This is a genomic window from Anabaena sphaerica FACHB-251 (assembly GCF_014696825.1).
In the GTDB taxonomy this organism is placed as follows: Bacteria; Cyanobacteriota; Cyanobacteriia; order Cyanobacteriales; family Nostocaceae; genus RDYJ01.
Map to the genome: position 1 here is coordinate 143888 of NZ_JACJQU010000002.1, position 26792 is coordinate 170679.

The 26792-nt window shown below is 40.1% G+C and carries 22 protein-coding genes and 2 pseudogenes; 11 read left to right on the top strand and 13 right to left on the bottom strand.

Features of this window, described 5'->3' with window-relative positions; all coding sequences use genetic code 11:
* Positions 1-88 precede the first annotated feature (88 nt).
* Complete coding sequence (locus tag H6G06_RS04345) at positions 89-259, bottom strand: hypothetical protein (protein ID WP_190557437.1); 171 nt, start codon at positions 257-259, stop codon at positions 89-91.
* A 16-nt stretch (positions 260-275) separates the two neighbouring features.
* Between H6G06_RS04345 and H6G06_RS27220 the strand changes: the two genes are divergently transcribed.
* Positions 276-1058 carry an ATP-grasp domain-containing protein gene (locus tag H6G06_RS27220; protein WP_190557439.1) on the top strand — a complete coding sequence of 261 codons (783 nt, stop codon included), beginning with the start codon at positions 276-278 and terminating at the stop codon, positions 1056-1058.
* A gap of 52 nt (positions 1059-1110) precedes the next feature.
* Here the strand turns inward: H6G06_RS27220 and ilvB are convergent, their stop codons facing one another.
* From ilvB to H6G06_RS04365, 3 genes are all read right to left on the bottom strand, one after another.
* Positions 1111-3027, bottom strand: coding sequence for a biosynthetic-type acetolactate synthase large subunit (gene ilvB, locus H6G06_RS04355; protein WP_190557441.1), 1917 nt, complete (start codon positions 3025-3027; stop codon positions 1111-1113).
* Positions 3028-3161: 134 nt separating this feature from the next.
* On the bottom strand, positions 3162-4409 hold the full coding sequence (locus tag H6G06_RS04360) for an MFS transporter (RefSeq protein WP_190557443.1): 1248 nt from the start codon (positions 4407-4409) through the stop codon (positions 3162-3164).
* Positions 4410-4548: 139 nt separating this feature from the next.
* Entirely contained in the window at positions 4549-5115 is a 567-nt protein-coding gene (locus H6G06_RS04365; protein WP_190557445.1) for a hypothetical protein, read from the bottom strand.
* Positions 5116-5348: 233 nt separating this feature from the next.
* Between H6G06_RS04365 and H6G06_RS04370 the strand changes: the two genes are divergently transcribed.
* The 4 genes from H6G06_RS04370 (at position 5349) to H6G06_RS04385 (ending at position 7819) form a co-directional block, all read left to right on the top strand.
* Positions 5349-6464 carry a ferrochelatase gene (locus H6G06_RS04370; RefSeq protein ID WP_190557447.1) on the top strand — a complete coding sequence of 372 codons (1116 nt, stop codon included), beginning with the start codon at positions 5349-5351 and terminating at the stop codon, positions 6462-6464.
* 128 nt (positions 6465-6592) lie between these two features.
* Positions 6593-7195 carry a Uma2 family endonuclease gene (locus H6G06_RS04375; protein WP_190557449.1) on the top strand — a complete coding sequence of 201 codons (603 nt, stop codon included), beginning with the start codon at positions 6593-6595 and terminating at the stop codon, positions 7193-7195.
* Positions 7196-7212: 17 nt separating this feature from the next.
* Complete coding sequence (gene vapB, locus H6G06_RS04380) at positions 7213-7434, top strand: type II toxin-antitoxin system VapB family antitoxin (RefSeq protein ID WP_190557451.1); 222 nt, start codon at positions 7213-7215, stop codon at positions 7432-7434.
* Between the two features lies 1 nt (position 7435).
* Positions 7436-7819, top strand: a complete 384-nt coding sequence (locus H6G06_RS04385; RefSeq protein ID WP_190557453.1) for a type II toxin-antitoxin system VapC family toxin — start codon at positions 7436-7438, stop codon at positions 7817-7819.
* Positions 7820-7838: 19 nt separating this feature from the next.
* Here the strand turns inward: H6G06_RS04385 and H6G06_RS04390 are convergent, their stop codons facing one another.
* Positions 7839-9467: an ATP-binding protein gene (locus H6G06_RS04390; protein WP_190557455.1), complete on the bottom strand. Its 1629-nt coding sequence runs from the start codon at positions 9465-9467 to the stop codon at positions 7839-7841.
* 366 nt (positions 9468-9833) lie between these two features.
* Positions 9834-10379 carry an NADPH-dependent FMN reductase gene (locus H6G06_RS04395; RefSeq protein WP_190557457.1) on the bottom strand — a complete coding sequence of 182 codons (546 nt, stop codon included), beginning with the start codon at positions 10377-10379 and terminating at the stop codon, positions 9834-9836.
* Between the two features lie 307 nt (positions 10380-10686).
* Between H6G06_RS04395 and ftsH the strand changes: the two genes are divergently transcribed.
* Entirely contained in the window at positions 10687-12582 is a 1896-nt protein-coding gene (gene ftsH / locus H6G06_RS04400; RefSeq protein ID WP_190557459.1) for an ATP-dependent zinc metalloprotease FtsH, read from the top strand.
* An 87-nt stretch (positions 12583-12669) separates the two neighbouring features.
* Here the strand turns inward: ftsH and H6G06_RS04405 are convergent, their stop codons facing one another.
* Complete coding sequence (locus H6G06_RS04405) at positions 12670-15846, bottom strand: GAF domain-containing sensor histidine kinase (RefSeq protein ID WP_190557461.1); 3177 nt, start codon at positions 15844-15846, stop codon at positions 12670-12672.
* A 189-nt stretch (positions 15847-16035) separates the two neighbouring features.
* Here H6G06_RS04405 and H6G06_RS04410 point away from each other — a divergent pair, with 189 nt between their 5' ends.
* A complete protein-coding gene (locus tag H6G06_RS04410; protein ID WP_190557463.1) occupies positions 16036-16419 on the top strand; it encodes a hypothetical protein in 384 nt (127 codons plus the stop codon).
* 96 nt (positions 16420-16515) lie between these two features.
* On the opposite strand, the pseudogene H6G06_RS04415 reads toward H6G06_RS04410, so the two are convergent.
* Positions 16516-17616: pseudogene (locus H6G06_RS04415) on the bottom strand (nickel-dependent hydrogenase large subunit); the annotation flags it as partial.
* Positions 17617-17733: 117 nt separating this feature from the next.
* On the opposite strand from H6G06_RS04415, the gene H6G06_RS04420 reads away from it, so the two are divergent.
* Both H6G06_RS04420 and H6G06_RS04425 read left to right on the top strand, forming a co-directional pair.
* Entirely contained in the window at positions 17734-19230 is a 1497-nt protein-coding gene (locus tag H6G06_RS04420) for a tyrosine-type recombinase/integrase (protein ID WP_190557465.1), read from the top strand.
* Positions 19231-19509: 279 nt separating this feature from the next.
* Entirely contained in the window at positions 19510-20307 is a 798-nt protein-coding gene (locus H6G06_RS04425; RefSeq protein WP_190557467.1) for a hypothetical protein, read from the top strand.
* A gap of 374 nt (positions 20308-20681) precedes the next feature.
* Here H6G06_RS04425 and H6G06_RS04430 read toward each other — a convergent pair whose 3' ends face one another.
* The 5 genes and pseudogenes from H6G06_RS04430 to H6G06_RS04450 all read right to left on the bottom strand — a co-directional run bounded on the left by H6G06_RS04430 (position 20682) and on the right by H6G06_RS04450 (position 24758).
* Entirely contained in the window at positions 20682-21014 is a 333-nt protein-coding gene (locus H6G06_RS04430) for a DUF5615 family PIN-like protein (RefSeq protein ID WP_190557469.1), read from the bottom strand.
* Positions 21011-21241 carry a DUF433 domain-containing protein gene (locus H6G06_RS04435; RefSeq protein ID WP_027402180.1) on the bottom strand — a complete coding sequence of 77 codons (231 nt, stop codon included), beginning with the start codon at positions 21239-21241 and terminating at the stop codon, positions 21011-21013. Before H6G06_RS04435 ends, H6G06_RS04430 begins: the two co-directional genes overlap by 4 nt.
* Positions 21242-21411: 170 nt before the next feature.
* Positions 21412-22968, bottom strand: coding sequence for an AAA family ATPase (locus tag H6G06_RS04440; protein WP_190557471.1), 1557 nt, complete (start codon positions 22966-22968; stop codon positions 21412-21414).
* Between the two features lie 236 nt (positions 22969-23204).
* Positions 23205-23714, bottom strand: a pseudogene (locus H6G06_RS04445) (nickel-dependent hydrogenase large subunit); the annotation flags it as partial.
* Positions 23715-23795: 81 nt separating this feature from the next.
* Positions 23796-24758 carry a hydrogenase small subunit gene (locus H6G06_RS04450; protein WP_190557475.1) on the bottom strand — a complete coding sequence of 321 codons (963 nt, stop codon included), beginning with the start codon at positions 24756-24758 and terminating at the stop codon, positions 23796-23798.
* A 766-nt stretch (positions 24759-25524) separates the two neighbouring features.
* Here H6G06_RS04450 and H6G06_RS04455 point away from each other — a divergent pair.
* Positions 25525-26505 carry a hypothetical protein gene (locus H6G06_RS04455; RefSeq protein WP_190557477.1) on the top strand — a complete coding sequence of 327 codons (981 nt, stop codon included), beginning with the start codon at positions 25525-25527 and terminating at the stop codon, positions 26503-26505.
* A gap of 21 nt (positions 26506-26526) precedes the next feature.
* A complete protein-coding gene (locus tag H6G06_RS04460) occupies positions 26527-26790 on the top strand; it encodes an asr0689 family protein (protein WP_190557479.1) in 264 nt (87 codons plus the stop codon).
* Positions 26791-26792: the final 2 nt, after the last annotated feature.

Sequence of the window (26792 nt, forward strand, 5' to 3'; positions counted from 1 at the left end):
AGGTAAAAGACAATGGTTTCAGGGTATGGGAGTGTATGTGTCATCGGTTAAAAAAATCTTATCAGAGTGCAGAAGCTTTACACCCGACCTAAAAGAAGATATCCGAACTGGCAATAGAATTTTTATCTGATGCTGATGGTGGAGAATATTCTATGAAGCACGTCATCCATAAGCCAATAACAGACACTTCGCTGTCGTTGCCGAAGCTGTAACGATTTATATTATTTTGATCTCGTAAAATATAATTCATAGGCAGCATATTCATTTGAGGTATTGTGAGATTTCTTTTTCCTAGCGATTACTTCAATCCTAAAAAAGCAGATGCAGCGTACTCAGAGCAAGTTGCTTGTATGCAGAATGCTGGGTTTGCAACTTCCGTCATTTCTTTGGAGTCCTTGGGGTCTGGTTCATCAAAGATTATTCCCGTCCCCACTCCTGGTTCAAAATTAGTATATCGAGGTTGGATGCTCTCGCCCAAAGATTACGAGTTATTAGTTAATGTCGTAGAAAGTACAGGGGCAAGTGTCTTGACTTCCCAGGCTAAATATCTAGCCACACACTATCTTCCCAATTGGTATCCCCTAATTACTGATTTAACTCCAGAGACTAAATTTTATGCCGTCAATGATGACTTAGAGAGTGAGTTGAACCGACTTGGCTGGAATAAATTTTTTATTAAAGATTATGTTAAATCTCTCAAAACCTCAGTTGGCTCGATAATTAATCAACCTTCAGAAATCAAAACAGTAGTTGCCCAAATGAAAAAGTTTCGAGGCACGATTGAAGGAGGTATTTGTGTGCGCCGTCTTGAAGATTTTGTACCTGAAACAGAAAGGCGTTACTTTGTCTTATTTGGTAAACCTTTTGCCCCTTTACCAGATGAAGAAATTCCAGAAATTGTTTTTGAGTGTGCCAAGCGAATTAAGAGCCAGTTTTTTTCTGTGGATGTAATAGAACGTAGAGATGGCACTAAACGGATAGTAGAAATAGGTGATGGGCAGGTGTCAGATATTGTTGGATGGACAGCTGAACGTTTTTCTCAACTGTGGGTAGATTGACAGAATAGAAATCCCCAACTTCTTGAAGAAGTCAGGGATCTGGGTATGCTACTTACAACTTATTCCCGCACTCAGCGCAGAAATTATGGCTGGATGGATTTTTTGTACCACAGTGGCTGCAATGAACCGGCTCATCTGCGGTTGTAGGTGCTGGCTTAGGTAAACCAAACATCTGCGCGTTACTCTTACCAGGAGCTACCATTGGATAGCAGTTTTCATCTCTGGTAACATGAACATTGACAATCACCGGTCCATTGTGTGCCAGCATTTCGGCAATTTTATCTGCCAACTCTTCGCGCTTGCTAATCACCATCCCCTTGATGCCATAAGCCTGTGCTAAAAGCTCTATATCTGGCATCCCGACTTCCATATTGGAGCAGGAATAACGTTGACCATAGAAGGCTTCTTGCCACTGGCGCACCATTCCCTGCCAGCCGTTATTTAAAATCACAGTCTTGACGTTTATGCCATATTGTGCTAGTGTTCCCAATTCCTGCAAGCACATTTGGAAACTGGCATCACCGCTGATACAGATTACTTCTTCATCCGGGAAGGCAACTTTAACACCCATAGCCGCAGGCACACCAAAACCCATTGTGCCTAAACCTGCGCTAGAAATCCAGCGTCTTGGTCCATTCTTCAAAAATTGGGCTGCCCACATTTGATGCTGCCCCACATCTGTAGTATAAAATGCGTTGGGTGCTTGACTACCAACTTCCACAATTACCTCTTGGGGAGAAATGCTATCAGCATGATGAGGCACAACCAAAGGATAATCTTTTTTCCAACGGTTAATGAGATTTAACCATTCTTGATTTTGATCAGGTATACTTTTTCCCTTTGCGTCTTGACATCGACGGAGTAAATCAGTTAAAACGCTCTTGACATCGCCGACGATAGGCACTTCAGGAACACGGTTTTTACCAACTTCAGCCGGATCAATGTCAATATGAATGACTTTAGCGTGGGAAGCGAATTCATCTAATTTACCTGTGACGCGATCGTCAAATCTCGCACCGACGCAAATTAGCAAATCACAATCTGTCACCGCAAAGTTAGCGTAAGCGGTTCCGTGCATTCCCAACATTCCCAGAGATAGGGGATGATGTTCATCAAATGCACCGATCCCCATCAAAGTGGTAGTGACAGGGATATTAAATAATTCTGCCAGATGTTTAACTTCTGCATGGGCATTGGCAGCGATCGCACCCCCACCCACATACAATAATGGACGGCGACTTTCGCGAATTAGCTGTATAGCTGCGTTAATTTGTCTGGGATTGCCCTTAACTGTGGGACGATATCCAGGTAATTTAACAGAACCTGGTGCTACAGGCACATAATCAAATTCTTCTAAAGCCACGTCTTTAGGGACATCTATCAAAACTGGTCCCGGTCTTCCCGTGCTGGCAATGTGGAACGCTTCAGCCACAATTCTGGCCATGTCTTTCGGGTCACGGACTACATAAGAATGCTTGACAATGGGTAGAGTGATGCCGTATATGTCTGTTTCTTGGAAGGCATCTGTACCAATTGCTGCTCTTGGTACTTGTCCTGTCACCACAATCATGGGAATTGAATCCATGTAGGCAGTGGCAATACCTGTCACCAAGTTAGTTGCGCCTGGTCCTGAAGTACCAAAGCATACTCCCACCTTACCAGTGGCACGGGCGTAACCATCAGCTGCATGGGACGCGCCTTGTTCGTGTCTGACTAGGATGTGCTTAATCCTGCCAGTTTCTTCTACTTTATACAGGTCATCATAAATCGGGAGAATTGCCCCACCGGGATAACCAAAAATATACTCAACGCCATGACGGAGGAGACTATCTAACAAGGCAAAACCGCCTGTTTCCCGCTTGGGAGTAACAGCAGACGAGTTGGAGTTCCGAGAGGGCTTGTGGTTTTCAGATTGTGGGAGACTGATTTGAGAAGGCGATTCTCCTGCGGAGATACTTTGTGAACGCACGGTTAACCTCAAAATATAGCTAAAATTAACGCTTAGATTCTGTATTTAGAATTTCATTTTAATTTAAAAATTCTAGCAAATGCTGAGATAATCTCTATCGATCAGTATAGAGATGGATTATGATTCTACAAGTTTTACATCACATCTTGCAAGACTCTCCGGGTATTGTGCCAAGTCCAGAAACCGATAACTGCCACAGTGAGACTCATTCCGCACAGAACTATTGATAAACCAAAAGCGTTAACTAGCTTGGTTGTAATCAGCAGGGGAGCCGATAGGGCAATATTAATGGCATGATTTTGAAAGCCAAATACCTTACCGTGCATTGCTGGGGGCGTGTGCTGTTGAATTAAAGTTTGCATTGGCACGTTGATTAGGGATGCTCCTAATCCCAAGAAAACGCACACTGCGAGAGCTAAAAAGAGATTATGAATAACAATAAACATTCCTAGTGCCAATGCCATAAATATAAAACCAATCAAAGGCAGGGGCTTACGATGTAATTTATGGCCAACGTGTCCGAGAATTCCAGCACCTAAAACCATTCCCACCCCAGCAGCTGCGACAAAAAAGCTAAAATCAGTTTGCTCTAAGTTCAGCTTTGCAGCTAATCTGATGGCTAATTCCAGTAGTGCGGCAAACACGCAGTACAACGCGACAATTTGCAACATCGCATTCCAGATGAGGCGATTTTGTTTCAGATACTGCCAGCCTTGTAAAAATTCAGTTAGGGGATTAACTACAGAGGTTTGCCTATTTTCTTTAAACTGAATCGGCAGCATGATTATGGCCGATAAAAGGTAGAAACCTCCTACTAATAGTTCTTTGCCAAATTCAAAGTTTAGATATTCAGCCCAGTGCAGAATTGGCGTTCCCACAGCATAACCAACAATTAATGCTCCCATCATCGTGCTGCTAAATAAGGCATTAGCCGCCATTAAATTCTCTCGTTTTACCATCAGGGGAATAGTGGCTTGTTCCGCTGGGGCAAAAAACTGCGTCACTGTGGAAATACCGAAATTAAGTGTTAATAATATCCATAGCTGCCTTGGCAAGAAAGGTATACTCAGTGTCAATAGCCCCCGCACAAAGTCAGAACCAACCATAATTAACTTTTTTGGCATCCTGTCAACAATTACACCACCCGCAGATCCAAAAAAAATAGCTGGCAGGGTAAATGCCATATATAGATAAAAGCGCCCAGTGCCTTCTGACAAATTGGCAGGTAGGTATTTTTTCTCTAACAAATCAATCATTAGGATCAGTAATACTTTATCTGCCAGTTGGGAAACCAGTTGCCCGATCCACAGGAGCATAAAATTACGGTTTTTTAGCAGTGCGCCAAAGCCGCTATTAACAGCAGTCGGTTCAGTGGGAAACATTTAGATACTAGGGAATAGGTGATAGGTGACAGGAGGCAGGGGCAGGGGGCAGGGCGCAGGGGGCAGGGGAGAGGTATTTTCCCCCTTGCTCCCTGCGAGAAAGCTCCTTGTTTTCTTCCCCCATCTCCCCAGTCCTCTTTTATTCATAGCGTTTTAACAATAGATGAAGGAATTCAGCAGCATTCAGGGAATTTGGAGGCTGGGGAAACCCAATTGATGGATCTGCCCAATGACCTTGTACTTGTTGGGGCGATCGCCACATTGATAAATGATCAACTGGTGGGTCGGCGTAAAAATTATCTTCCCCACTACCTAAAATAACAGAACTCCAATGGGTAAAATAATCATGACTCAGGCGATGTATGGGAAAATTACCCCATAGTGGGACTCCCCAACCATCTATAGCAATAAACGCTTTGACATTACCGCCCTGGAGTTGCCATTTCGTCGCCGCACCTATAGCCCCAACTACACCAGCACTAAAGCCAATGAATATAACAGGCGATTCTAGCTTATTACTCAAGCGATCGCGCAAAAACAGCAAAATATGAAGTGCTGATAAAGTTAAAATCCCTTCTCCCGAAAAAACCAGTATATCAGGCTGATTTTCATTGTTTGATCTATCTGTTGCTGAATCTAACCACCCTGTGATAAAGCTTTTCGTTAATTCTGGTTCATGAATACCGGCGCAAATAATTATTTTCATTAGCTTTTTAAGCCGCCTGCTAATTGTGATCTACATCAGGCATGGGTAACAAAATACTCTAACTGCTATGTAAGGTAATAGCAACACTATGTTTCACTATGTCTTTAGTTGTATATTTTTATGTTCATATCTATCCTATCCCCCTGGATGGGATAATAATTAATGAGTATGGGGAATAATACAGTTATTCCCTTTGAGGATCTCTCCATTTTGCTTATATCGAGGAAATTATTGTGGTTGCAACTCCAGAAAAACTGCAACATACTCACGAGCATCTACCAGGCCATGACCGCGTAGCTGTATTGCTCATGGGCTATGGCGAAGTCGAAAGCTACGAAGATTTCGCTAATTATAATGAACAGGCTTTAAATCTACTCACTGCCAAATTCGCACCAGTCCCCACTTGGATTTATCCCCCCCTTGCAAAGCTGTTGGCGTTATTTGACCGCCATGAATGGGGACACACACACCATGATTTCATCTCTCCACATAATGCCATTTTTGAACGGCAACGGGCTGGAATTGAACACGAATTACAACATAAATGGGGTGGTGGTGTTCAAGTTTTCAAGGCTTTTAACTTTTGCGCTCCTTTTCTGCCTAACCAGGTTTTAGCAGAAATTAAAAAGCAGGGCTTTAGCAAAATTCTCATTTACCCGCTTTTGGTTGTAGATTCCATTTTTACCAGTGGCATTGCCATTGAGCAAGTTAATAATGCTCTGGTCGAATTAGCTGATGGTGATGAACACTGGGTGAAAGCACAGCGATATATTCCCTCTTTCTACAATGAGCCAGAATATATTAATTTAATGGCGCAGTTGGTAGAAGAGAAAATTAACACTGATTTATCAGCAGCTTATTTACCTTCACAAATTGGCATTGTGTTGATGAATCACGGTTGTCCTCACAAAGCCAAAGGCTTTACATCAGGAATTGATGAAAGTCAAGCACTTTATGAATTAGTCAGAGAAAAATTAATTAATCGTTATCCTTTAATTTCTGTGGGTTGGCTTAATCACGACACACCGCTAATTGAATGGACACAGCCAAATGCTACCCAAGCTGCAAAAAACCTAATTCAATTGGGTGCAAAGGTGATTATCTTCATGCCTATTGGCTTTGCTACAGAAAACCACGAAACGCTGTTAGATGTTCATCACATCATTCATGACTTAGAAAAACAGCATTCTGGTGTGGATTATTTACAAATGGCTTGTGTAAATGACGATCCCCAATTTTTGGATATGGCTGCTAAATGGGCAAATGCTCATATTGCAGAGTTGATGCAAGAGGAAGGTCAGGAAGTTAATCGTGAGTTAGCTTTACATCATCATCACCATCATCATTAATTAGGTGACAGGTGACAGGGAAGAGGGGAACAGAAGAAGAATAGCTTCTTACCTCTTGCCTCTTACCTTAAGTTTCAATGTTAATCTGGAACTAACTACAAGACAGGTAACAGTTTCAGGAGGGAAGGATGACACAAGCTAACTTATCTTCAGCTATGGCTGTGAATATCCCTACTACAATAACTTTGAAAATCTCTCATGAGCAGTTTGTTGATTTGGCGATCGCAAATCGAGATTTACAATTAGAACGAACTGCTACGGGAGAATTAATTATTATGCCACCTACCGGAAGTTATACCGGAAAAAGAAATTTTGATATTGCTGGACAACTGTGGTTGTGGAATCGTCAGACTAAATTAGGAGAAGCTTTCGACTCTTCAACAGGCTTTCATCTTCCTAATGGTGCTGACCGTTCTCCTGATGCAGCTTGGGTAAAACAAGAAAAATGGGATGCTCTCAGTTTAGAAGAACAGGAAAGTTTTGCACCTATTTGTCCTGATTTTGTGCTGGAATTACGTTCTAAAACTGATTCTCTGGAAAAGTTGCAAGCGAAGATGAGAGAATATATAGAAAATGGTGCTAGTTTAGGTTGGTTGATTGACCGGAAAAATCAACGAGTAGAAATTTATCGTCCTGGTAAAGATGTGGAAGTTTTAGATCATCCTGTAAGTTTGTCTGGGGAAGATGTTTTACCTGGGTTTGTTTTGGATTTAATTGAAGTTTGGAGTTGAGAATATAAGGAGAAATCATGACCCTAGATACAGATATTTTTCAAACACTTATCAAAATGCCAGAGTCTCTAAAAAAAGAGATATTGCATTATGCAGAATATCTACTTGAGAAACACGCAAAGATTGAATCTTCTCAAGAACAGCTTGAACAATTTCATCGTTATGGTAGTTGGTCTGGTCAAATCATTATGTCTGATGATTTTGATGAACCTTTAGAAGATATGAAGGAATATATGTAACATGAAATCACTTTTAGATACTCATGCTATTCTTTGGTACTTACTTGGTGATGCCAATTTAGGAGCTACAGCAAAAGAAGTTATTGATAGTCAAACAGGTTTGTATTTTAGTATTGCCAGCCTTTGGGAAATATCTATTAAAATCAATCTGGGTAAATTGCAACTCAATCGATCATTTCAAGAATTACAGAAGGAATTGCAATATGTTAACGCTCAAATTTTACCGATTACATTTCAAGATGTTGAAATTTATATGAGTCTGCCCCTGCATCATCGTGATCCTTTTGACCGGATTCTGGTGGCACAAGCTATAAATCATTCTCTGGTTTTAGTTAGTCGTGATGTAGCTTTTGATGCCTATTCTATTCAGCGTTTGTGGTCATGAAGAAAACAAAAACTACCAATTATTTTAAAACTTTACGCCATGAAGCATGAATACGTGATTTACCTGGCACGATTTCTATAAGTCCTTTTTTCCGCAGTCTATAAAATATATTTTTAATTACTGTACCTGATTCAACTCCAGTAAGTTCTCTGGCTTCACGATTCGTTATTTCTGAATGTGTGTCAAGATAGTTCATAACTAATAGCTCATACTCTGGATAATTTTCATATATTGAAGTTGTATCTTCTGGATCTGTATCAATAGTTCCAACTTTACGCCAAGCCGCATTACTTTTTGATCTTCCGGGAACAGGCTCAATTAGTCTACTATCTCGTAATCTGTAAAATGCTGCTTTGATAGTACCTTCTGAACGAATTCCAGTTTCTTTTCGAGCGATTTTATTAGTAATTTCTTTGTGCTTCTCTAGATATGACATTATAGTTGTTTCTAGCGAAGCTAGAGGTTCATGTTTAATGTGTACAGCAACAGAGTTTTCTTGTTCACATATTTCAGGAGGTTGTAGTCTTAACCTAGCCATTGCGTGGAAAGCAGTATTCAAGCCTTCTCCAACATCCTTATTGGGTGGATTAGGAAATTTGTTGATGATACGAACAATAGCTCCGTTCCGTGCATATTGCTCTTTAAGAATATTTTTTACCGTAATGTGACCAGGCAGTTTTCCTGGATTTTCAATTTCGATTCTATTGTCAAAAATGCGAATGTGAGTATCAGAGGCTATACTGTAGTCTCTATGTAGCAAAGCATTTGTTAAAATTTCATGTATGGCTTCTTCTGGATATTTGATTGATTCTAATCCTTTATCTCCTACTTTTGGTATTTCTTCAACAATTTCTATCGTTTTAGCTAAAGCTTGCTGAATTTGATCATACAGACAACCTTCAATAGTGATTGGATCAAAGGCTAAAGTTTCTCTTGTTCCTTCTACATCTTTTGTTCTGTATCTATAAATTTTCACTCCGCAATGCTTTGGTAAAATGGCTTGAGGCTCATCGGCAAACAGTAAAATTCCTCCTATTGTTGGTTTATCCTTTTGAATTAACTGTTGTTTCTTTAGCCACAATTCAGCCTCAGTAGTTGGAACAACAGCATTAATGAATGTGGACATTACCTGTGAGGTTGTGATTAGCTCAAGCTCTACACCAATAGTGCTTCTCTCAAATGACTCGATACCTTTGTCAAGTTTTAATCTTTCTAAAGCTTTATCACCTTTAACAGGTAGAGTCTGTGCGCCACGTCTTAAATAGGGAATACCATCAGAAGCTTCTACTATTCTTCGTGACTTAAAAATAGTCACTTGTAGAACTAAACCAGGATAACCTTCAGAAGTAAGAAATGTATATGAACAATCATCTCCCAGCGGAAAAAGGTATTCAAAAATTTGTAAATGTCCATTTGCAGCTTCCTGATCAGAAAAACCATGCCAATGTCTTATTTTTTTGTCATCTACTATACTCTCATCAATTCCAATAAAAAGTTCTCCACCATCAGCGTTAGCAAATCCAGAAATAAATTTACATAATTTTCTAGGTTGTACATCTATCGCCTTGAGGTCAAGAAAATGACTTTCTTCAGCTATAAGTATCTGATTTAATTGATCAGAAGTAATTGGAACTACTTCAATTGCCATACTTGTTAAATATTACTTATTCTGACTTGTATATTTATTGTAATAGCTAATTTTATCATTAGAACGGTGTAACGTAAAACTCAAATCATGCTCAATACCTAAAAACGATGCTATATGTATAGAACTTACGCAAGTGTCACATCAAACATCTCTTGTAGGGTGCATCAGATTGCATAAATCCTGTCAATAAATAGATTTTTGACATCTGACGCACCTTACTAATATGCTAGTTGCGTAAGTCCTGATGTAGAAGATTCTCTCAATGTACACTATTGCCACTTATAGAAAATTTGCTAGTTTAAATGGCAGAGCTATTAACCAGGTAGCTAGATTTTATACCTCAAATCAGTTAATAGCTCCCTATTTCTAATTAACTCCGTGCAACTTCCGCGTATTATCTACCAAGCTTTGAGCAAACTGATCAAACCGCTGAGATAATTTTTCATCCAGCAGCTTACCTTCAGGACTGAAAGCACTGTAAGCTTGTCCAATAGCAATCTGTTCGGGAATTACCCAACCATGCACCCATCTCATAATGATTCGCAGGTCATTGAGAGCATTACTATTTACTTGCCCACCTAAAATACTAATCAATCCTGTCACTTTCCCTGATAGTTGATCAAAACTCATTAAATCTAAAGCATTTTTGATAACACCACTAACGCCGCCATGATATTCTGGTGTAGCCAAAATTAAGCCGTTAGCACTGCCAACAGTATCGCGCAAGCGTTGTACATCTGGATATTCTGGATATTCTTTAGCACCAGTACAAAAAGGTAGCTGCATTTGCCGTAAATCGAGAATTTCTACCTCTGCACCTAAAGCTGCTACTCGTTGTGCTGCTACTTGTAACCCTAGCTGGGTATAGGAGCCAGGTCTTAAACTACCACCAATACCAACAATTTTTACCATAATTCACCCACAAAACTAGAATTATTAAAAAGCGGAGTCATTACGACTATGGTGATTGTAACGATGAGTTTTGTTTTCTGTCAAATTCCATTGGGGGGAATATAGACCGAAGAGCAGAGGATAATAGGATTTAAGCTGTCGCGTTTCTCCTTGATCGTTATCTTTCCTAAACATCAATCACCAATTCCTCATAGCTCGAAGTTAGACTAGATGAGAAAACTGTAATTTCCAGTTATTGCTATTTCTGCTAGAAGAATAGGCATAAAACCAAAAATCAGCTTATGCCAAAAGAAAAAGGGTAAATCTTATGACAAATGTTGGTAAAAAAGCATTGAGAAAACAGCGTCCCACAAAGCGCGTTCCTTGGACTGGGGCATTAGCAGCCGCTATGATCATGTTGCCGGGAATTTTCGGGATTAGTCCCGTCTTGGCACAAAAAGTAGAGCGTAACTCTTTATCTTATGGGGAATTGCTCCAGAAAACAGAGCAAGGGGCAGTTAAAAGAGTAGAACTTGATGAAACTGAACAAATAGCTAAAGTTTATCTAGCCGATCAAAAGCCAGATGCACCACCTATACCGGTGCGACTTTTAGATCAAAACTCTGAGTTAATTAACAAACTCAAAGAAAAAAATGTTGAGTTTGGTCAGGTTTCCTCCGCTAACAGCAGAGCAGCTGTGGGGCTATTAATCAACCTGATGTGGATTTTACCACTAGTGGCTTTAATGCTGTTGTTCCTGCGCCGTTCTACCAATGCTTCTAACCAAGCTTTGAATTTTGGCAAATCCCGCGCTCGGTTTCAAATGGAAGCCAAAACCGGGGTAAAATTTGATGATGTGGCGGGAATTGAAGAAGCCAAGGAAGAATTACAGGAAGTTGTGACTTTCCTCAAACAACCGGAAAAATTTACGGCGGTGGGTGCAAAAATTCCTAAAGGTGTGCTGTTGGTTGGACCTCCAGGTACTGGTAAAACTCTACTAGCAAAGGCGATCGCTGGGGAAGCCGCTGTACCATTCTTTAGTATTTCCGGTTCTGAATTTGTCGAAATGTTCGTGGGTGTGGGTGCTTCCCGTGTCCGCGACTTGTTCAAAAAAGCCAAAGATAACGCTCCTTGTATCATCTTTATTGATGAAATTGATGCAGTCGGTAGACAGCGGGGAGCGGGTATCGGTGGTGGTAATGATGAAAGAGAGCAAACCTTAAACCAACTATTAACAGAAATGGATGGTTTTGAAGGTAACACAGGCATTATTATTATTGCGGCTACCAACCGTCCTGATGTTTTAGATTCTGCATTGTTGCGTCCTGGTCGTTTTGATAGACAAGTCATGGTGGATGCACCGGACTTAAAAGGACGTTTGGAAATATTGCAAGTTCATGCGCGGAATAAGAAATTAGATCCTAGCGTTTCCTTAGATGCGATCGCCCGTCGTACTCCTGGTTTTACAGGTGCAGACTTAGCTAACCTCCTCAACGAAGCAGCTATTCTCACCGCCAGAAGACGCAAAGAAGCAATTACCATCCTCGAAATTGATGATGCGGTAGATCGGGTGGTAGCTGGTATGGAAGGTGCAGCTTTAGTAGATAGCAAAAACAAACGTTTAATTGCTTACCATGAAGTCGGACACGCTTTGATAGGTACGTTAGTTAAAGAACATGACCCAGTACAAAAAGTTACCCTCATTCCCAGAGGACAAGCATTAGGTTTAACCTGGTTTACGCCCAATGAAGAACAAGGCTTAATTTCCCGTTCCCAAATCTTAGCGCGGATTATGGCAGCTTTAGGCGGTCGGGCTGCCGAAGAAATTGTGTTTGGTAAGCCGGAAGTAACCACAGGTGCAGGACAAGACCTGCAACAGGTCACAAATATGGCCAGACAAATGGTAACACGGTTTGGGATGTCTGATTTGGGCCCCTTGTCCTTGGAAAGTCCAAACCAGGAAGTATTTTTGGGGCGTGACTGGGGGAATAAATCAGAATATTCTGAGGAAATTGCTGCTAAAATTGATGCTCAAGTCAGAGAGATTGTTAGTAATTGTTACGTGAAGGTCAAAGAATTGCTGCAAGAAAACCGCATGGTTTTGGAGCGTTTAGTTGATTTGTTAGCAGAACAGGAAACCATTGATGGTGATTTATTCCGTAAGATTGTTGAGGAAAATAGCCAGGTGCGGGTAAAAGATGAACGGTTAGCTGTACCACATTAGGTATTGTATAGCAGGGGGTGCAGAGGTGCAGGGAAGAAATAATTGCCTTTTGCCTTTTACCTTCTGTCACCTATTTCCTGTTCCCTGCTATACCTGTTTTCTAGCTGTCACTGGATTAATAGGCAACTCAACTACAAATTCCGTGCCTTGGCCAAGTTCCGAATGGCAGTAGATCTTGCCGTTATGTTTATTTGTCACAATCTGATAGCTGATAGAAAGTCCTAGTCCTGTACCTTTTCCGACTACTTTAGTAGTAAAAAAGGGATCGAACAGCCGAGAGATTACTGATTCATCTATACCAAATCCGTTATCAGCAATGTGAATAGCAATCCAATCTTGATTCAGCAGGGAGGTAGAAATTCGGATTTTGCTGGGGTTTGTTTCCAGCACTTCGGGAGTTGTTTTGGCGTTTCGCTCTTCCAGGGCATCAATGGCATTAGAGAGCAAATTCATAAATACCTGATTTAACTGACCAGGATAGCATTCAATTAAAGGTAAATTATCATATTCTTTGCTCACATAAATAGCAGAGTTATCACCGGAAGTTTTCAAACGGTGTTGTAAAATCATCAATGTACTGTCGATACCTTCGTGAATATTTGCGGCTTTGAAGTCTGCTTCATCTAATCGGGAAAAATTTCGTAAAGAGGTGACAATTTCCCGAATGCGCTCTGTGCCAACCTTCATAGACTGGAATAGTTTAGGCAAATCTTCAAATAAAAACTCAATTTCTGTTTTTTTAAAAAATTCTTGGATTTCTAGGGCAGGATATGGATAATGATGCCGATAAAGTTCTACACAGCGCATTAATTCTTGTGTGTATTGGTGGGCGTGTTCTAAGTTGCCGTGGATAAAATTAATGGGGTTATTGATTTCGTGGGCTACTCCTGCTACCAGTTGCCCCAAACTTGCCATTTTTTCTGCATGAATAATTTGCATTTGGGCAGTGCGTAATTCATTTAGTGCTTGGGCAAGTTGATTGGCTTCTTCACGGGTTTGACCAAGTAAACTCGATTGTTGGAATAAATTGGCTTGACGCAGGGCTACGCTGAGTTGAGCCGCTACTTGGGTGACAAATTCCAATTCGGACTCTTCCCAATTACGTGGATGGGTGCATTGGTGAATACACAATAAACCCCAAGGTTGATCACCTTCAATTAAGGGGACAATGATTTGGGCTTTAACTTGGAATCGCTCAATTATGTCCAAATGAGGTACTTTAGAGCCGACGCTGTTAATATCAGATATGACTTGTACTTCTCCTGGGCTATATTGGGGTGCGTACTGATCTCCGAAGTAATAGTTCTGCACCTTCATCGCTAGAGCAGAATCGAATTTGGGTAGTACATCTTCAGCGATAAATTCACCGCCGCCAAAATTAACATCAGGATTAAAGTGGAAGATACCAACTCGATCTGCTTTGAGTGAGCGCCTGACTTCTTGTGTGGTGTTATGGAGTATAGTTTCTAAATCTAAAGATTCCCGAATTTTGACGACTAAATCAAACAAAATCCGCCGCTGTTCAGCCGATTGCTGCATTTCATCCGCACGGGTTTGGATTTGGGTCATCATTTGCGAACTTTGCAGCGCCACTCCTAGTTGACTGGCAACTTGTCCCAAAAATTCCACTTCTACATTTTCCCATTGACGTGGTGCAGAATGTTGATAAGCGGCCAGTAATCCCCATAGCTTGCGACCTACAAAAATGGGAGTTAAAGCATAAGCCCGAATTTTGAATTGTTCTAAAATATCGAGGTGACAGCGTGTGTGTCCGGCTTGATAGATGTCGTTAACTGCAAAATTTTCGTTATTGCGGTAGCGTCCACCTTTGGTTTCTTGCAGGTGGGTATCTTCCCAAACTAGATTTTTACCAAAGGGGTTAATGCTGTCCCACTGTGGTTCTACCATGCCAAAATTACTGACAAATTCACCACTCCAGTTTTCATGGAAGCGATAAACGCCGACTCTTTCAACTCGCAATAGTTTACATACTTCCTGACAAGTGGTTTTGAGGATGAGGTCAATATTGAGAGAGGAGCGAATTTTGCCGACTACTTCTGTGAGTGTGCGTTGCCGTGCGATCGCATCTTGGAGCGCGATCGCTTGTTGTTTGGACTGAGCCAAATTTTCAGCTTGCTGGAGGGCAACACCTAATTGCGCCCCCACTTGTTCTAGAAACTTTACTTCATAATTTGCCCATTGACGGGGGCTGGTGTGTTGGTAAGCTGCTATGATTCCCCATAGTTTTGGACCAATGAAAATGGGTGCTAAGGCATAAGCCCGAATTTTAAATTGTTCTAAAATATCTATGTGACAGCGGGTGTGTCCGGCTTGATAGATGTCGTTGACGGCGAAACTTTCATTATTGCGGTATCTGCCGCCTTTGGTTTCTTGCAGGTAGGAATCTTCCCAGACTAGATTTCTACCAAATGGGTTAATTCTATCCCAATGGGCTTCTACCATGCCGAATTGGCTGACAAATTCGCCACTCCAGTCTTCATGGAAACGATAAACTGCTGCCCGTTCTAGTTTCAGAAGTTTGCAGAGTTCTTGACAGGTGGTATCTAAAATAATCTTTGTATCTAGAGATGAGCGAATATTTCCCACTACTTCAGCTAAAGCACGTTGTCGGGCAATAGAATCTTGTAGTTCTGCTGTACGTTGTTTAGTTTGTTCTAGGATTTCTGTCTGCTGCATAGCGATGCCAATATGGCTGCCAGCTTGCGCTAAAAATTCAACTTCATGAGGATGCCATTTTCGAGGACCTGAGTGTTGATAGGCAGCAAGCAAACCCCACAATTTGGCACCAACAAAAATTGGGGCGATCGCATAAGCTCGAATCTGGAACTGTTCTAATACTTCAATATGACAACGAGAGTGTCCAACTTCATAAATGTCACCTACAGCAAACGGCTCATTTTTTATGTATCTTCCACCTTTGGTTTCCTGTAGGTGGGTATCTGCCCACACCAGATCCTGTCCAAAGGCTGCCAGTGTATTCCAGGGGGGTTCTGCAAAACCCAAGGTATTGATAAAACTACCGCTCCAGTCATCCTTAAAGCGATAAATTGCTACCCGTTCAATCTTCAATTGCCGACAAATATCTTGACAAGAAGATGAACACAGAGATTCTAGGTTTATGAATGCGCGAATCTTAGCCAGAATTCTCGACAAGATTTTTTGATACTGAACTGTAAGCTGTAGTTGATTTTGACACTCTTGCAGATTTAAGATGTGTGAGGCTTCTTGAGTGTTGCTTGTCATAGAATATAGGGAAAATTATATACTTAATTATAGTGTTCTCTTTTTTGTGCTGTTTTTCACAAATAATGCTCAAATAATTAGGGCTGACACCAAGCTGGGCGATCAGAAGACAGGAGTTTTTGTATTCCCTATGCCCCATTTAGCAGCAAATTCAAGCTAAAATTAGGTATTGCAGAATTACCCGATGCCATGTTTGATATATTGCCCTTTCGATTTGAGTTAGATAAAATTGCGATCGCTGGAGCTTGTTTATGGTCTTTGGCTCTATATCTGGCTTTGGCATCAACCAGGGAATGGGTGACAGAACAACTGAACAGGTGGTTTAATTTTGCCGAGCGATCGCTGTATACTAGTCAAACAGAATTTGAAAAGACACGCAAAGCCAGAGAATCGCAAAATGCTTTTTACGCCTCACTGTTTAGCATTATGCCTTTTTTCATCTTTGGTGCTTTATGTAACTGGGGTCTAGAAATCAGTTTAGGTGAGAGTTGGGGAATTAGCACCGGCATACTTGCCTGTATGGGTACAGGGATTTATGAACTCGGACGCAGAGATGGGGAATCCTCGGATTAGTAGAGACGTTCCATGGAACGTCTCTACAAGGGTTATGGAAGACACATATTTAATTTTTACCAGGTAGATGTCTAATATTTTCGCCTATCTACCCATTTAAGCAGTGCGAAAACGAGCTAATTCTTCTCCTGTTTTGGCATCATGGGCATGAACAGTACACACCAAACAAGAATCAAAAGACCGGGCTACATGACCAACTTCTACGGGGTCTGTAGGGTCTTCAATAGGTGTTCCTATTAACGCTTGTTCTATCGGTCCGCGTTGTCCAGCACCGTCACGGGGTCCAATATTCCAAGTTCCTGGGGCGATAACTTGGTAATTTTTAATCTTCCCTTCTTCAATTTCTACCCAGTGACACAAAGCCCCTCTTGCTGCTTCCGTTGCACCCCAACCTTTACCGTCTTTTTCTTTGGGTTTGATATACCAGGGGTCGTTTAATTTGAACTCCCGTAAACAGCGTTCAGCTTGGCGATATAACTTGACAATTTCGTGAACTCGTGCTAATTGACGGACGTGAACATTAGCACCACCCATTTTTTTGAAGACATCGAGAATGAAGGGGTCGTAATGTTGCCAAGACTCACCATGTCTACCACCTGCAACTAATTGACGTGCTAGGGGTCCGGCTTCTAAACGTCCCAAGTCTTGGTGAAGGACAGCACTTGCCCAAGAATATGCACCGCTAAAGTCTTTATTATTGTTGATAGTAGGTGCAGTGGTGCGATCGCTCGGATGCCAATCTTCTGTACCTTCATCGTACCAAGAATGGGTTAAGTTCTCACGAGCAAAAGATTGATCCATCAAAGCATGAGTATCAGTGAAGCTATCATAAACACCGCTTTTCATAATTACAGCAGCGTTACGTCCTTCAATGGTGGGTTTATTGTATCTATCTTCATGGGGAATATAACCCCAAGTCACATATTTACCCACACCAGCACCATATCGATCTAAACCGATATCTAAACCCATGCGCCAGTATAAACCTAAGTCTGATTCTCGATGTTTGATATCTTCATTTAACCACTTCTGGAAATCTTCATAAGATTGAATTTCTTCATATCTTTCTAAAGAACAACCTAACCAAACAGGTTCTAACCAATTGGTGCGGAAATATTCCAAAATCCCCCAAGCGCGGGTAATATCGGTCAAAGTTGGGGCGCACATCACACCACCAGGCACCATATAACTGCTATGACAACTGGTGATATGCTGTAAATGTTCCTGAGTAACTTATTTTATCAGGTTATTTTGCTCGGTAGTAACATTTTATTTTCACCATTTCAGTTTATAAATTAAGGGAATATTTAGGGAATGAGTCAGCAAAATCAGGGTAATTGCGAGGAGACATATTCCACATCTACACAGGAATATGCAAATGCACACTCAAGCGACTGGTTTGCAGATATGTTTGCAGATTTTGAGCCGCAGAACACCACAGATGGCAGCTATAGGGGAACAATGGCGAAAATAAAAGCAACAGAATTACAGTATCAAGCAGTTTTTGAACAGAAGTTAGTAGAAGCTAATAATAATTTAAAAAGGGAGAGAATAAGAGTTAGTATTAAACAAACTGGAAATTCTCTTCAATTACGAGCTACTCTACCGTTAAAACCAGGGGATAGTAGTGTAGGTAAACAAAAAAAACAGTATGATTTATCTCTAGGAATACCCGCAAATTTAGAGGGTTTAAAAACTGCCATTGAGGAAAGTTACGAATTAGGTAAATTAATTGCTCGTCATACTTTCCAATGGAATGAGAAGTATTTAGGAATTAAATCGAGAGAGAAACAAGAAATTAAAACCATTGGGGAATTATTAGATACATTTGACGAAAAATATTATCAAACCCGTCAGAAAACTATCACCAGTGAAAATACTTTTGCTAATTATATATCTGTAATTAAAAGAAATTTTACTCTCACCCATTTAGCTACAAAAGAAAATTTTGAGGAAGTTATTAATTCAGTTCAGGGTAATAAAAAAAATGAATTAATAGCAGTAACTTCTGTTTTGATTAAAACCTTTAATTTAGGATTTCAACTCGATGTTAAACGAGATCATGTCACTCCTGCTTATCGAGAAATACCTGAAGATGAAAAAATCATATCTGCTTTTTACCTGTTTGAAAAATTCGCCCTCAACCGCAAAAATACAAACATTAGTGATGAAATAGATACTTGGGAAATGTGGCGTTGGGTATATGGAATGTTGGCGACTTATGGATTAAGACCAAGGGAATTATTTGTACAACCGGATATTAATTGGTGGATGTCTGCCCAAAATATAGATCGTACTTGGAAAGTGAATAAAAATACCAAAACTGGATATCGAGAAGTTATTCCTTTTGTTCCTGAATGGGTAAAATTATTTGATTTAAAAAATCCCAAACCATTAAATATTTTAGAAAGAAAGGTTGACAAAATTGCCTCTGTACAAAATATTAATTGGATGCGAAGAGATATATCGAGATGGTTTAGAAAGGTGGGAATTGAGTTTCAACCCTATGATTTACGCCATGCTTGTGCAATTCGAGCGCATCTTCAGGGAATACCGATAAAAGCAGCAGCAGACAATTTAGGTCATACTGTTGATGAACATACAAAAACCTATCAAAGATGGTTTGGGATTGAAAATAGGAAAAAAGCCTTTGGTGAGGTAATTAGTCAAAGGTCGTTAATTGAGTTGCAGAAGAATGAAATTTTGGCGTTGAGGATGGAGAATGAAAGGTTAAAGTTGGAGGTAGAAAAGTTGAAATTGTTGGAAACTAAAAATTCAGAGGAGTGGGAACAGATTTATCACTACGGTTAAGAGTGTGGATATAGATTATGGTGGTTTTCACGTCTTTGTGTACGAGTAATTCCTTAACAGTAATAATGTCCTATTTATAGGAGTTACGCATTGACAGAAGACACCAAATATTGGGTGAGTATGACATTCAGGTATTTAAACCTTATTTTTCGTTAATTTTTGGCGATTTACTACCAATGCCAATGGGGAATTTAACATTTACTTAAAGATTAATTGTAAAACTGGTAGCTATACTTGCTATGGTTTTAATAGCATCAAGTGTATGTGGGGTAAATCACCGTGAATAAAATATTGAGTTCATCTTTATTTATCAGCATCAGTTCTCTTTTTTTGATGATTTCTTCAGTAAAAGCATCAACGATTGTCTTATATGATCAAGACTTTGAGAATCCAAATGGTTTTGTCGACACTAGTGGAGGCGACGTGTCTCAACAATCTGTCAATAGCCTTTATGGTAACCAACCAGTCGGATTTTCCTTCTCACAGCGTTTCACTGTCGAAACACTCTTGATTACAGGAAACAATGCGTTTGGAACTGGTTATTCTGATCCAACTGGAGTAGGGGGAAACTACGCATTGGGTATGCTTGCAGGTTCATCAATATCTGGAGGTCAAGATGACTTGTTGGGACTGGCCTTTAACGTTGGAGATAATGACTTTCTCAACGTAAGATTAGATATATCTAGCATTGATCTAGATAGGCTACGTGGACCTTTCTTACCAACTGCTGGAGCGTTACCAGTCTTTGAATTCACCCTGTTTGATAATCCGAGTGGGGCTTTAGGTACTGGCAGTGGCTTGATTCTCTCATCTCAGCAAGTTTCTGGTAGCATTTCGGATCGCAGTGTTTTTGATTGGACAGAGGTTTTACTTGCACTTGACGCTTCTGCATCTACAAATGGTAATGTAATTTTGCGTATCGATCTTTTAAGTGGCAACTACGCTGCATTTGATAATCTACGCATCGTTGCATCTAATACCCCAGGTGATGTTGGTAAGGCAATTCCTGAGCCAGCATCAGCATTAGCTTGTTGTGTTTTTGGTATGGGTTTGTTAGTTTCACGCATCAAAGCATAAGGCGAGCATTGCTTTGATGTGGTTATGCACTCTCCAAAGTCACTGTACGCTCAGTGCGATCGCCGATTTTGTAGAGTGCGTTAATGGAATGTAAAGCATCTTATAACTTCACTGTTAAACATTTTTAAGAAAAGCGATTTCTAGGTCGCGCTTTGCGATCGCTCAAAATCCATTGTCTTGTGCTTCTTTAACTGTGATTAACTGCGATCTCATGGGTAAGTGCGATCGCTAAATTTCCATTTTATTATGCTTCCCTAACTACTATTAACTGCGATCGCTAATATTGAGTTAATGAGATCGCCGATCTTGTAGAGTGCGTTAATGGAATGTAACGAACCTTATTACTTGAATGCAGTTCCAATTTTTCAGTGCGATTATGAGAGAGCAAGTAAGGATGAATTTTCATCTTCATAAAATAATTTGATTGTACTGAACTCCCGACGCAGTAAATTTTCAACTTGTAAGGTAGAACAGTTTCCAAGTCTAAGCCAGATGACTTTTGGAGGATTCCCAAACACTAAACTTAGATCGTGCATATCAGCATCTTTCGAGACGATCATCAAATCATTATCTTTTGCATAATTCCAAACTATCGGGTCTATTGTTGCTTTCATACCTACATCCCGAACATGAAGCGAGCCTGGAAAAATATCGCTCAAACGGGTGGATAATTTAGGGGATAAGTTTTCATCAAACAGTAATTTCATGCTGATAAAGTCGAAATCATCAGCCGACGTTCACGATCAGCAGCATAAGCAATACAAGCCTTTAAATCTTCTCGCGTTAAGTCGGGAAAATCATCAAGAATTTCCGCTTCAGTCATCTCAGAAGCTAGGTATTCAAGCACCTCATAAACTGTAATTCGCAAGCCACGTACACAAGGCTTACCACCGCGTTTATTGGGTTCGATTGTGATATAGTCTCTGTAATTCATGATGTGGCGAGTGAATTTTTGCTAACTTATCTAATCTTACTATGTATTTCTGGTAAAAACTCAATAATTTCACCGTTAAACATCTTTGAGAAATGCGATCTGCAAAATTCCTTCTTTGCGTTCTCCTCTCTGCGACTCTGCGCCTCTGCGCGAAACAAAAAATATAATACTCACGCCCGAATCACAGTAATCCTACGTTGATTTTCCGTCACCACCACCTCAGTTGATAAACGTTCTTCCATTGGTAAGGCATTTTTACGCCTATCAAACACAAATAACCAACCAAAATCTAACCCCAAACGAGCTAAATAAGATTCTAATTGTTCAATACCATCAGCTTGCGGATCGCGCTTTTTATCCCGCCATACCTTTAACTCAATACCCAAAGTTACATCTTTATAACGCAGACATAAATCCATTCTATCACTACCAATTGCATATTCCCTTTCTAAAACTCCCCCACCATTAATAACACGATGTAAAAAAGCCATTAATACAATATGCGGTGCAATTTCATGATAGCTAGTGCTACCTAATAACGGTTCTCCATGTTGTCGCCAAAACTTGAGAAATGCTGCAAGTAACGCATCTATATTTAATTCACCTTCTGGGGTTAACCAAGTTGGTGCAATCATTGGTAAAGATGCCATTGGTGTTACTGTTAAAACCCTGGGTAACACTTCCCGATAAATGGGATTAGCAATAGTTAAACCTCCGTAGGGGTGCATTTTACATAATCCCAAATCAATCACAAATTGAATATCATCATTAGGTATATCTCCCAATTCTAAACCTGCTAACATCGGTTCAATAATTGCTTTGATTCTTGGTTCTCGTAAGCGTTCAGCTAAACTATCTAAATGAGTATCTTGACGAGCAATTAATATTTCTTTTGCTTTTAAAATATGTTCTTTTGTAATAGCAATACTTCTATCTTTAACCATTTTTTCTACAACTTCTTTAGCTAAAGCATTCACTAACCAAGGTTGTCCTTGGGTTAAATCAAAAGCTGTTGCAGCTGCTTCTGATGTGAAAATTTGTCCTGTTGCTTCTGTATGTTGTTGATATAATTCTCCTACTTCTTCAATATTAAAATTTCGCATAGTTATAGAAGCAACTTTAATATTAAAAGGACTGGATGTATTTAATCTGTCACTACCACCGGATGCTACTTTATAATCTCGCACATCTCGTAAACCAATTAATCCCACCGATGAGGGAAAATTTTCGGGACGATTGGGAAAACCATCTCTTAATTGACGTAAAATTGAAATTAATGTTTGATCTTGCAAAGAATCAATTTCATCTATAAATAATACTAAATGGCGGGGTAAAGATTTTGCCCAACCTGATAAAAAAGTTTTAATTCTGCTTCCTGGTTCTTCCTGTTGCCATTGTTTAACAGGGGGTTGAAATTCTTTGGGTAAACGTATGGAAATAGTATCATACCAAGTTCCCAAAATTGCTAATTCTGCGGCACCGGGATCATGATTAAATGCACTTCCTACCTCTACTGATACCATGACTGCTGCATAATTTCCTGTATCAGTAAGTTGCTGTGCTAGGGCTAACATTGCTGTTGTTTTCCCCGTTTGTCGCGGTGCATGAAGGACAAAATAACTACGCTGTTGAATTAGCTCCTCCAAATCTGGTAATCGTATTATTGGAGATAGCATATAGTGGATATCGTCTTCACAAGGACCTGCAATATTAAACCAGCGAGTCATAGGATTTTGGCAGTTAGAGAACTTTTTAATTTTACAAGGTTTTGAGGTTGATGTGAGGCCATGTAGGGAAGAATTAGGTAACGTCTGAAAACACCAAATAGCTGTTAGTAGATAAAAATAAATGGACTTATGATATGGCTGGGGTGGGTTTATCGTCTAATTTAAGGAAAAGCCAGGGAATAATCACACCTATCCTGAGAAATCCTTGCTATATAAGCAATTTCCCAATTTATTTCCATATAACTGCTGTGCGGCCATTGTCCACCTAATAAAGCATAGATTTCTACAGGTTTGGCAGAAATTGTCACACCAATTTCATAAGATGTCCCAGTGAAAGCAGCAAAACGCCGACAAGCTTCATCATAGAAATGACTACGGCGATAATTTTTATTAGTTAAATCAATGGCAAACAATCCATAAAAATAGCGGGGAATACTTTGGATTGTTTCGACAATTTGACCTAAATTTCTCGCTAAAATTGCATTACGAGGAACTTCTGTTCCCCAAGCCGTATCTAATGCCCAAGATGCAGAACTTAAATGCGAACCACCACAAATCCCACAAATTCTAGGGGTAACAATTAAACCAGCTTGGGGGTCTTTTCCGCGCAAAATAATTTCAAACCCGCGAAAAAGTTCAGCATGAGTCCAGGCGTTTGTCACATATCCATTGTCAATTTCGACACGGACATCTAAATCACCCTCGACTCTACCAACGGGTGAAATATCTAATGTTTGAATTGGCATAATAATAGGAAATAGGAAATAGGGAACAGGGAACAGGGAACAGGGAACAGGTAAAGAAATTTCTCACCCAATCCCCAATTTCTAAACCAAGAAAAAGTCTTCATCTGCCCATTTTGGTGCTGCATCTTTAGCAACAACGGTGAGGACTGCGTAATCTTTTTGCTTGACTCCGGGAGGCAGTTCTTTAGGTGCGCCCATGACGGTTTGGGTTTTAAATACCGTTCCCGGTTTGAGGTCATGGAAGGGGAATTCTGGTTCTGTGCAACCGATACAGGGCATTCCGGCGCGGGTTTTCGATGAGACGCGGTTCCAGAGGATGCGGTTACAGGAAGAATGGGTCATGGGTCCCCGACAACCCAAGTCGTAAAATAGACAGCCTTTGCGTTGACCAAATTCGGCGGTTGTGGCTTTGTATGCAAAGTGAATGTTGCGGGTACAACCTGTTTGGGTGAAGGTGTTAAAGAAGGTTTGGGGACGGTGCAGGTCGTCTAGGGCAATATCGCCAATACGTCCGGTAGCAATAGCGACTAATATCTGCGTTATCCAGTCGGGATGGGCGGGACATCCGGGAATATTGATTACAGGTAAGCCGGCTTTACTGACGAAATCTGCACCTAAAAAACCACCTTTGTCGCGTTTGAGAAATTGTAACCCATTAGATTCGCTGGGGTTGGGTGACATTGCGGGAATACCTCCCCAGGTAGCGCAGTCACCGATAGCGACGACAAAGTTAGCGGCTTTGGCTAGGTCATTTAACCATTCTTTCATGGGGCGGTCAGCGAAGCGGTTCCATTCTCCTGTACCGTTGGGGGCGTTAACCACGCTACCTTCAAATACCAAAATATCCAGAGGAGTTTTACCTAAGACACATTCCCAAAGCAGGGTTTGTAAGTTTGCACCTAGTTCGACACCAAGGGAAGGATGCCAAAGAATTTTAATACCGAAGTCAGCAATTAAATCACAAGCTGTAGGTTCTTCGGCGTTAAGGAAGGACATGGTGTTGCCTGAACAAGCACCACCTTGCAGCCAGAGTACATTAGTCATTGGCTATGATTTTTCTGTTGTTGATGTGGAGAGATAAACGGGATTATTGCACCCGTGTTGATGAGGAGATACGCAGGAAAATTAGCAACATTATCAATTTTTGAATTTCTACTGCTGAGGAATCTTGTAGAGTCTCACCGGTTGATCAATTAATGATCTTTTATATTAAATTATTTTTAAATATTATGAGATTATTTTCCACAAAAATTTACTTTTACTATTTTTACTGCGGTGTTTGATGAAAAATTACTCAGCTATTAAACTTTATCATCACGCTGTAAGTGAAAAGGCAAGAAAAAATGCAGTAAGTATGTAATACCAAGTCAAATTCACATATTTTACCTATGATATGAGTAACTTTTATATCTTGCTTTGTCATAAAGACAATTGGCTTATTATACTATAATGCCATATAATTTGTCAACTTCTTATACAAAAAACATCATTCAAGTTATAAATTGGTTGACACTAAAATTAATATTAGTAAATTCACGCTAGATTTTTATAAATCGAGTGTTTTATAGTAGGAAATAGTAATGTTCTTACCTTTCCATTCAAGTCCATAAACATGGATTAGGTAAAAACGCTGTCTTCCGATTTGAACCAGGAAATAAATTTCTTGGGTTATTGATGAAGAAACTAGCGTAAAATTTGGCTGCTTTGGTTTTATCATCTGTGATAAAACCATGAGAAATTGGGGAATTTGTATAAACTTGAAAACTGCGTAAATCGGCTTAGTTGATGACTCAATTCCCATGGCCAATTTATGACTTCTAGTATTACAGATTCAGCCGTGAAAGCGGCTATTGCAGCCATATCTTCCGAGTCAGCAACAGCAGAAGAAAAAATTCAAATGCTGATAGAAATGGCGCAAGGTTTTCTAAAACAGCCAAAAACTTCCCAAGACTTGCGAAATGGGTTAGGATTGTTTTATCGTGCTTATGAAATGTGTGGTGAAGATTATCCTTTACTGAAAGCACGGTCAAAAGTGGGAATGGCGGGTACTTTACAAATAATCCCCGATTCTAACCCTCAATTATTAGTACAAGCTAAGGAAAGTTATGAGGAAGCTTTAGAAATTTTACAGCAATTTGCTACACTTGAAGAAGTAGCAGAAACCCAGATGAATTTGGGGTTAGTTTTACAGTCTTTAGTTCCCTATAATTTAGCGCGGATAACTGATAGTATCCAAGCATATCATGAGGCTTTGCGGGTGTTTACTTGGCAAGAATACCCCCAGGAATATGCGATTTTATATAATAATATAGCGATCGCATACCTTTCGATGCCAATGCCATCAGAACGGGAATATTTGCGTCAAGGGTTAGCATTACAGTCTTTTGAAGTAGCACTCAAGCATATTAACTTAATTGAACATCCCAGGGAATATGCAATGTTGCAAAACAATTTAGGTAATGCTTTGCAATATTTAATTAGTTCTCATCCAATTGATAATAACTTGCGGGCTGTTGCTGCTTACGACGAAGCTTTAAAAGTGCGTAATCCTCAAGATACACCTTGGGAATATGCCAACACAATTTCTAACAAAGCCAACGCACTTTTTAACTTACCTGACAACCCTGACAAACCAGAATTAGGCAATCCGCAAAATCGGCTTAAAGCCAAATCCTACTATCAAGAAGCTTGGCAAATTTTTACAGAACATGAACAAATTGAACAAGCAGAAATAGTAGCCAAAGCACTACAAGATTTGGCAGCAGAAATACAAGCATTTGCCTTAAATTAAAACTGTATGAGGAGAATGATCATGTTTGGTATTTTCAACGACCTAGCATTTACAAATTTTCTGCATAGCTTGAATACAGAACTAAACTTAACCACAGCATTAACTTGGGTAATTATCGCCACATTTATATCTATGATTGGTGGTGCAATTGGCGGTATGATACTTGCAGGTAAAGATATAGGCTATCAATTTGCAGCAACTCTTGGCAGTTTATTTGCCCCTGCTGGAGTTATTCCTGCAATGATTTTAGGTCTGTTAATGCTTAACTTATTCGCTAACTACTAGGA

What these genes read in the sequence shown, in the direction of transcription:
- H6G06_RS04430 (WP_190557469.1), bottom strand. Translation starts at nt 21,014, where the DNA reads ATGAAATTACTGTTTGATGAAAACTTATCCCCTAAATTATCCACCCGT.
- H6G06_RS04420 (WP_190557465.1), top strand. Translation starts at nt 17,734, where the DNA reads ATGAGTCAGCAAAATCAGGGTAATTGCGAGGAGACATATTCCACATCT.
- H6G06_RS04375 (WP_190557449.1), top strand. Translation starts at nt 6,593, where the DNA reads ATGACACAAGCTAACTTATCTTCAGCTATGGCTGTGAATATCCCTACT.
- H6G06_RS04450 (WP_190557475.1), bottom strand. Translation starts at nt 24,758, where the DNA reads ATGACTAATGTACTCTGGCTGCAAGGTGGTGCTTGTTCAGGCAACACC.
- H6G06_RS04455 (WP_190557477.1), top strand. Translation starts at nt 25,525, where the DNA reads ATGACTTCTAGTATTACAGATTCAGCCGTGAAAGCGGCTATTGCAGCC.
- H6G06_RS04365 (WP_190557445.1), bottom strand. Translation starts at nt 5,115, where the DNA reads ATGAAAATAATTATTTGCGCCGGTATTCATGAACCAGAATTAACGAAA.
- H6G06_RS04385 (WP_190557453.1), top strand. Translation starts at nt 7,436, where the DNA reads ATGAAATCACTTTTAGATACTCATGCTATTCTTTGGTACTTACTTGGT.
- H6G06_RS04345 (WP_190557437.1), bottom strand. Translation starts at nt 259, where the DNA reads ATGCTGCCTATGAATTATATTTTACGAGATCAAAATAATATAAATCGT.
- H6G06_RS04435 (WP_027402180.1), bottom strand. Translation starts at nt 21,241, where the DNA reads ATGAATTACAGAGACTATATCACAATCGAACCCAATAAACGCGGTGGT.
- ftsH (WP_190557459.1), top strand. Translation starts at nt 10,687, where the DNA reads ATGACAAATGTTGGTAAAAAAGCATTGAGAAAACAGCGTCCCACAAAG.
- H6G06_RS04405 (WP_190557461.1), bottom strand. Translation starts at nt 15,846, where the DNA reads ATGACAAGCAACACTCAAGAAGCCTCACACATCTTAAATCTGCAAGAG.
- H6G06_RS04410 (WP_190557463.1), top strand. Translation starts at nt 16,036, where the DNA reads ATGTTTGATATATTGCCCTTTCGATTTGAGTTAGATAAAATTGCGATC.
- H6G06_RS04360 (WP_190557443.1), bottom strand. Translation starts at nt 4,409, where the DNA reads ATGTTTCCCACTGAACCGACTGCTGTTAATAGCGGCTTTGGCGCACTG.
- vapB (WP_190557451.1), top strand. Translation starts at nt 7,213, where the DNA reads ATGACCCTAGATACAGATATTTTTCAAACACTTATCAAAATGCCAGAG.
- H6G06_RS04390 (WP_190557455.1), bottom strand. Translation starts at nt 9,467, where the DNA reads ATGGCAATTGAAGTAGTTCCAATTACTTCTGATCAATTAAATCAGATA.
- H6G06_RS04395 (WP_190557457.1), bottom strand. Translation starts at nt 10,379, where the DNA reads ATGGTAAAAATTGTTGGTATTGGTGGTAGTTTAAGACCTGGCTCCTAT.
- H6G06_RS04460 (WP_190557479.1), top strand. Translation starts at nt 26,527, where the DNA reads ATGTTTGGTATTTTCAACGACCTAGCATTTACAAATTTTCTGCATAGC.
- H6G06_RS04440 (WP_190557471.1), bottom strand. Translation starts at nt 22,968, where the DNA reads ATGACTCGCTGGTTTAATATTGCAGGTCCTTGTGAAGACGATATCCAC.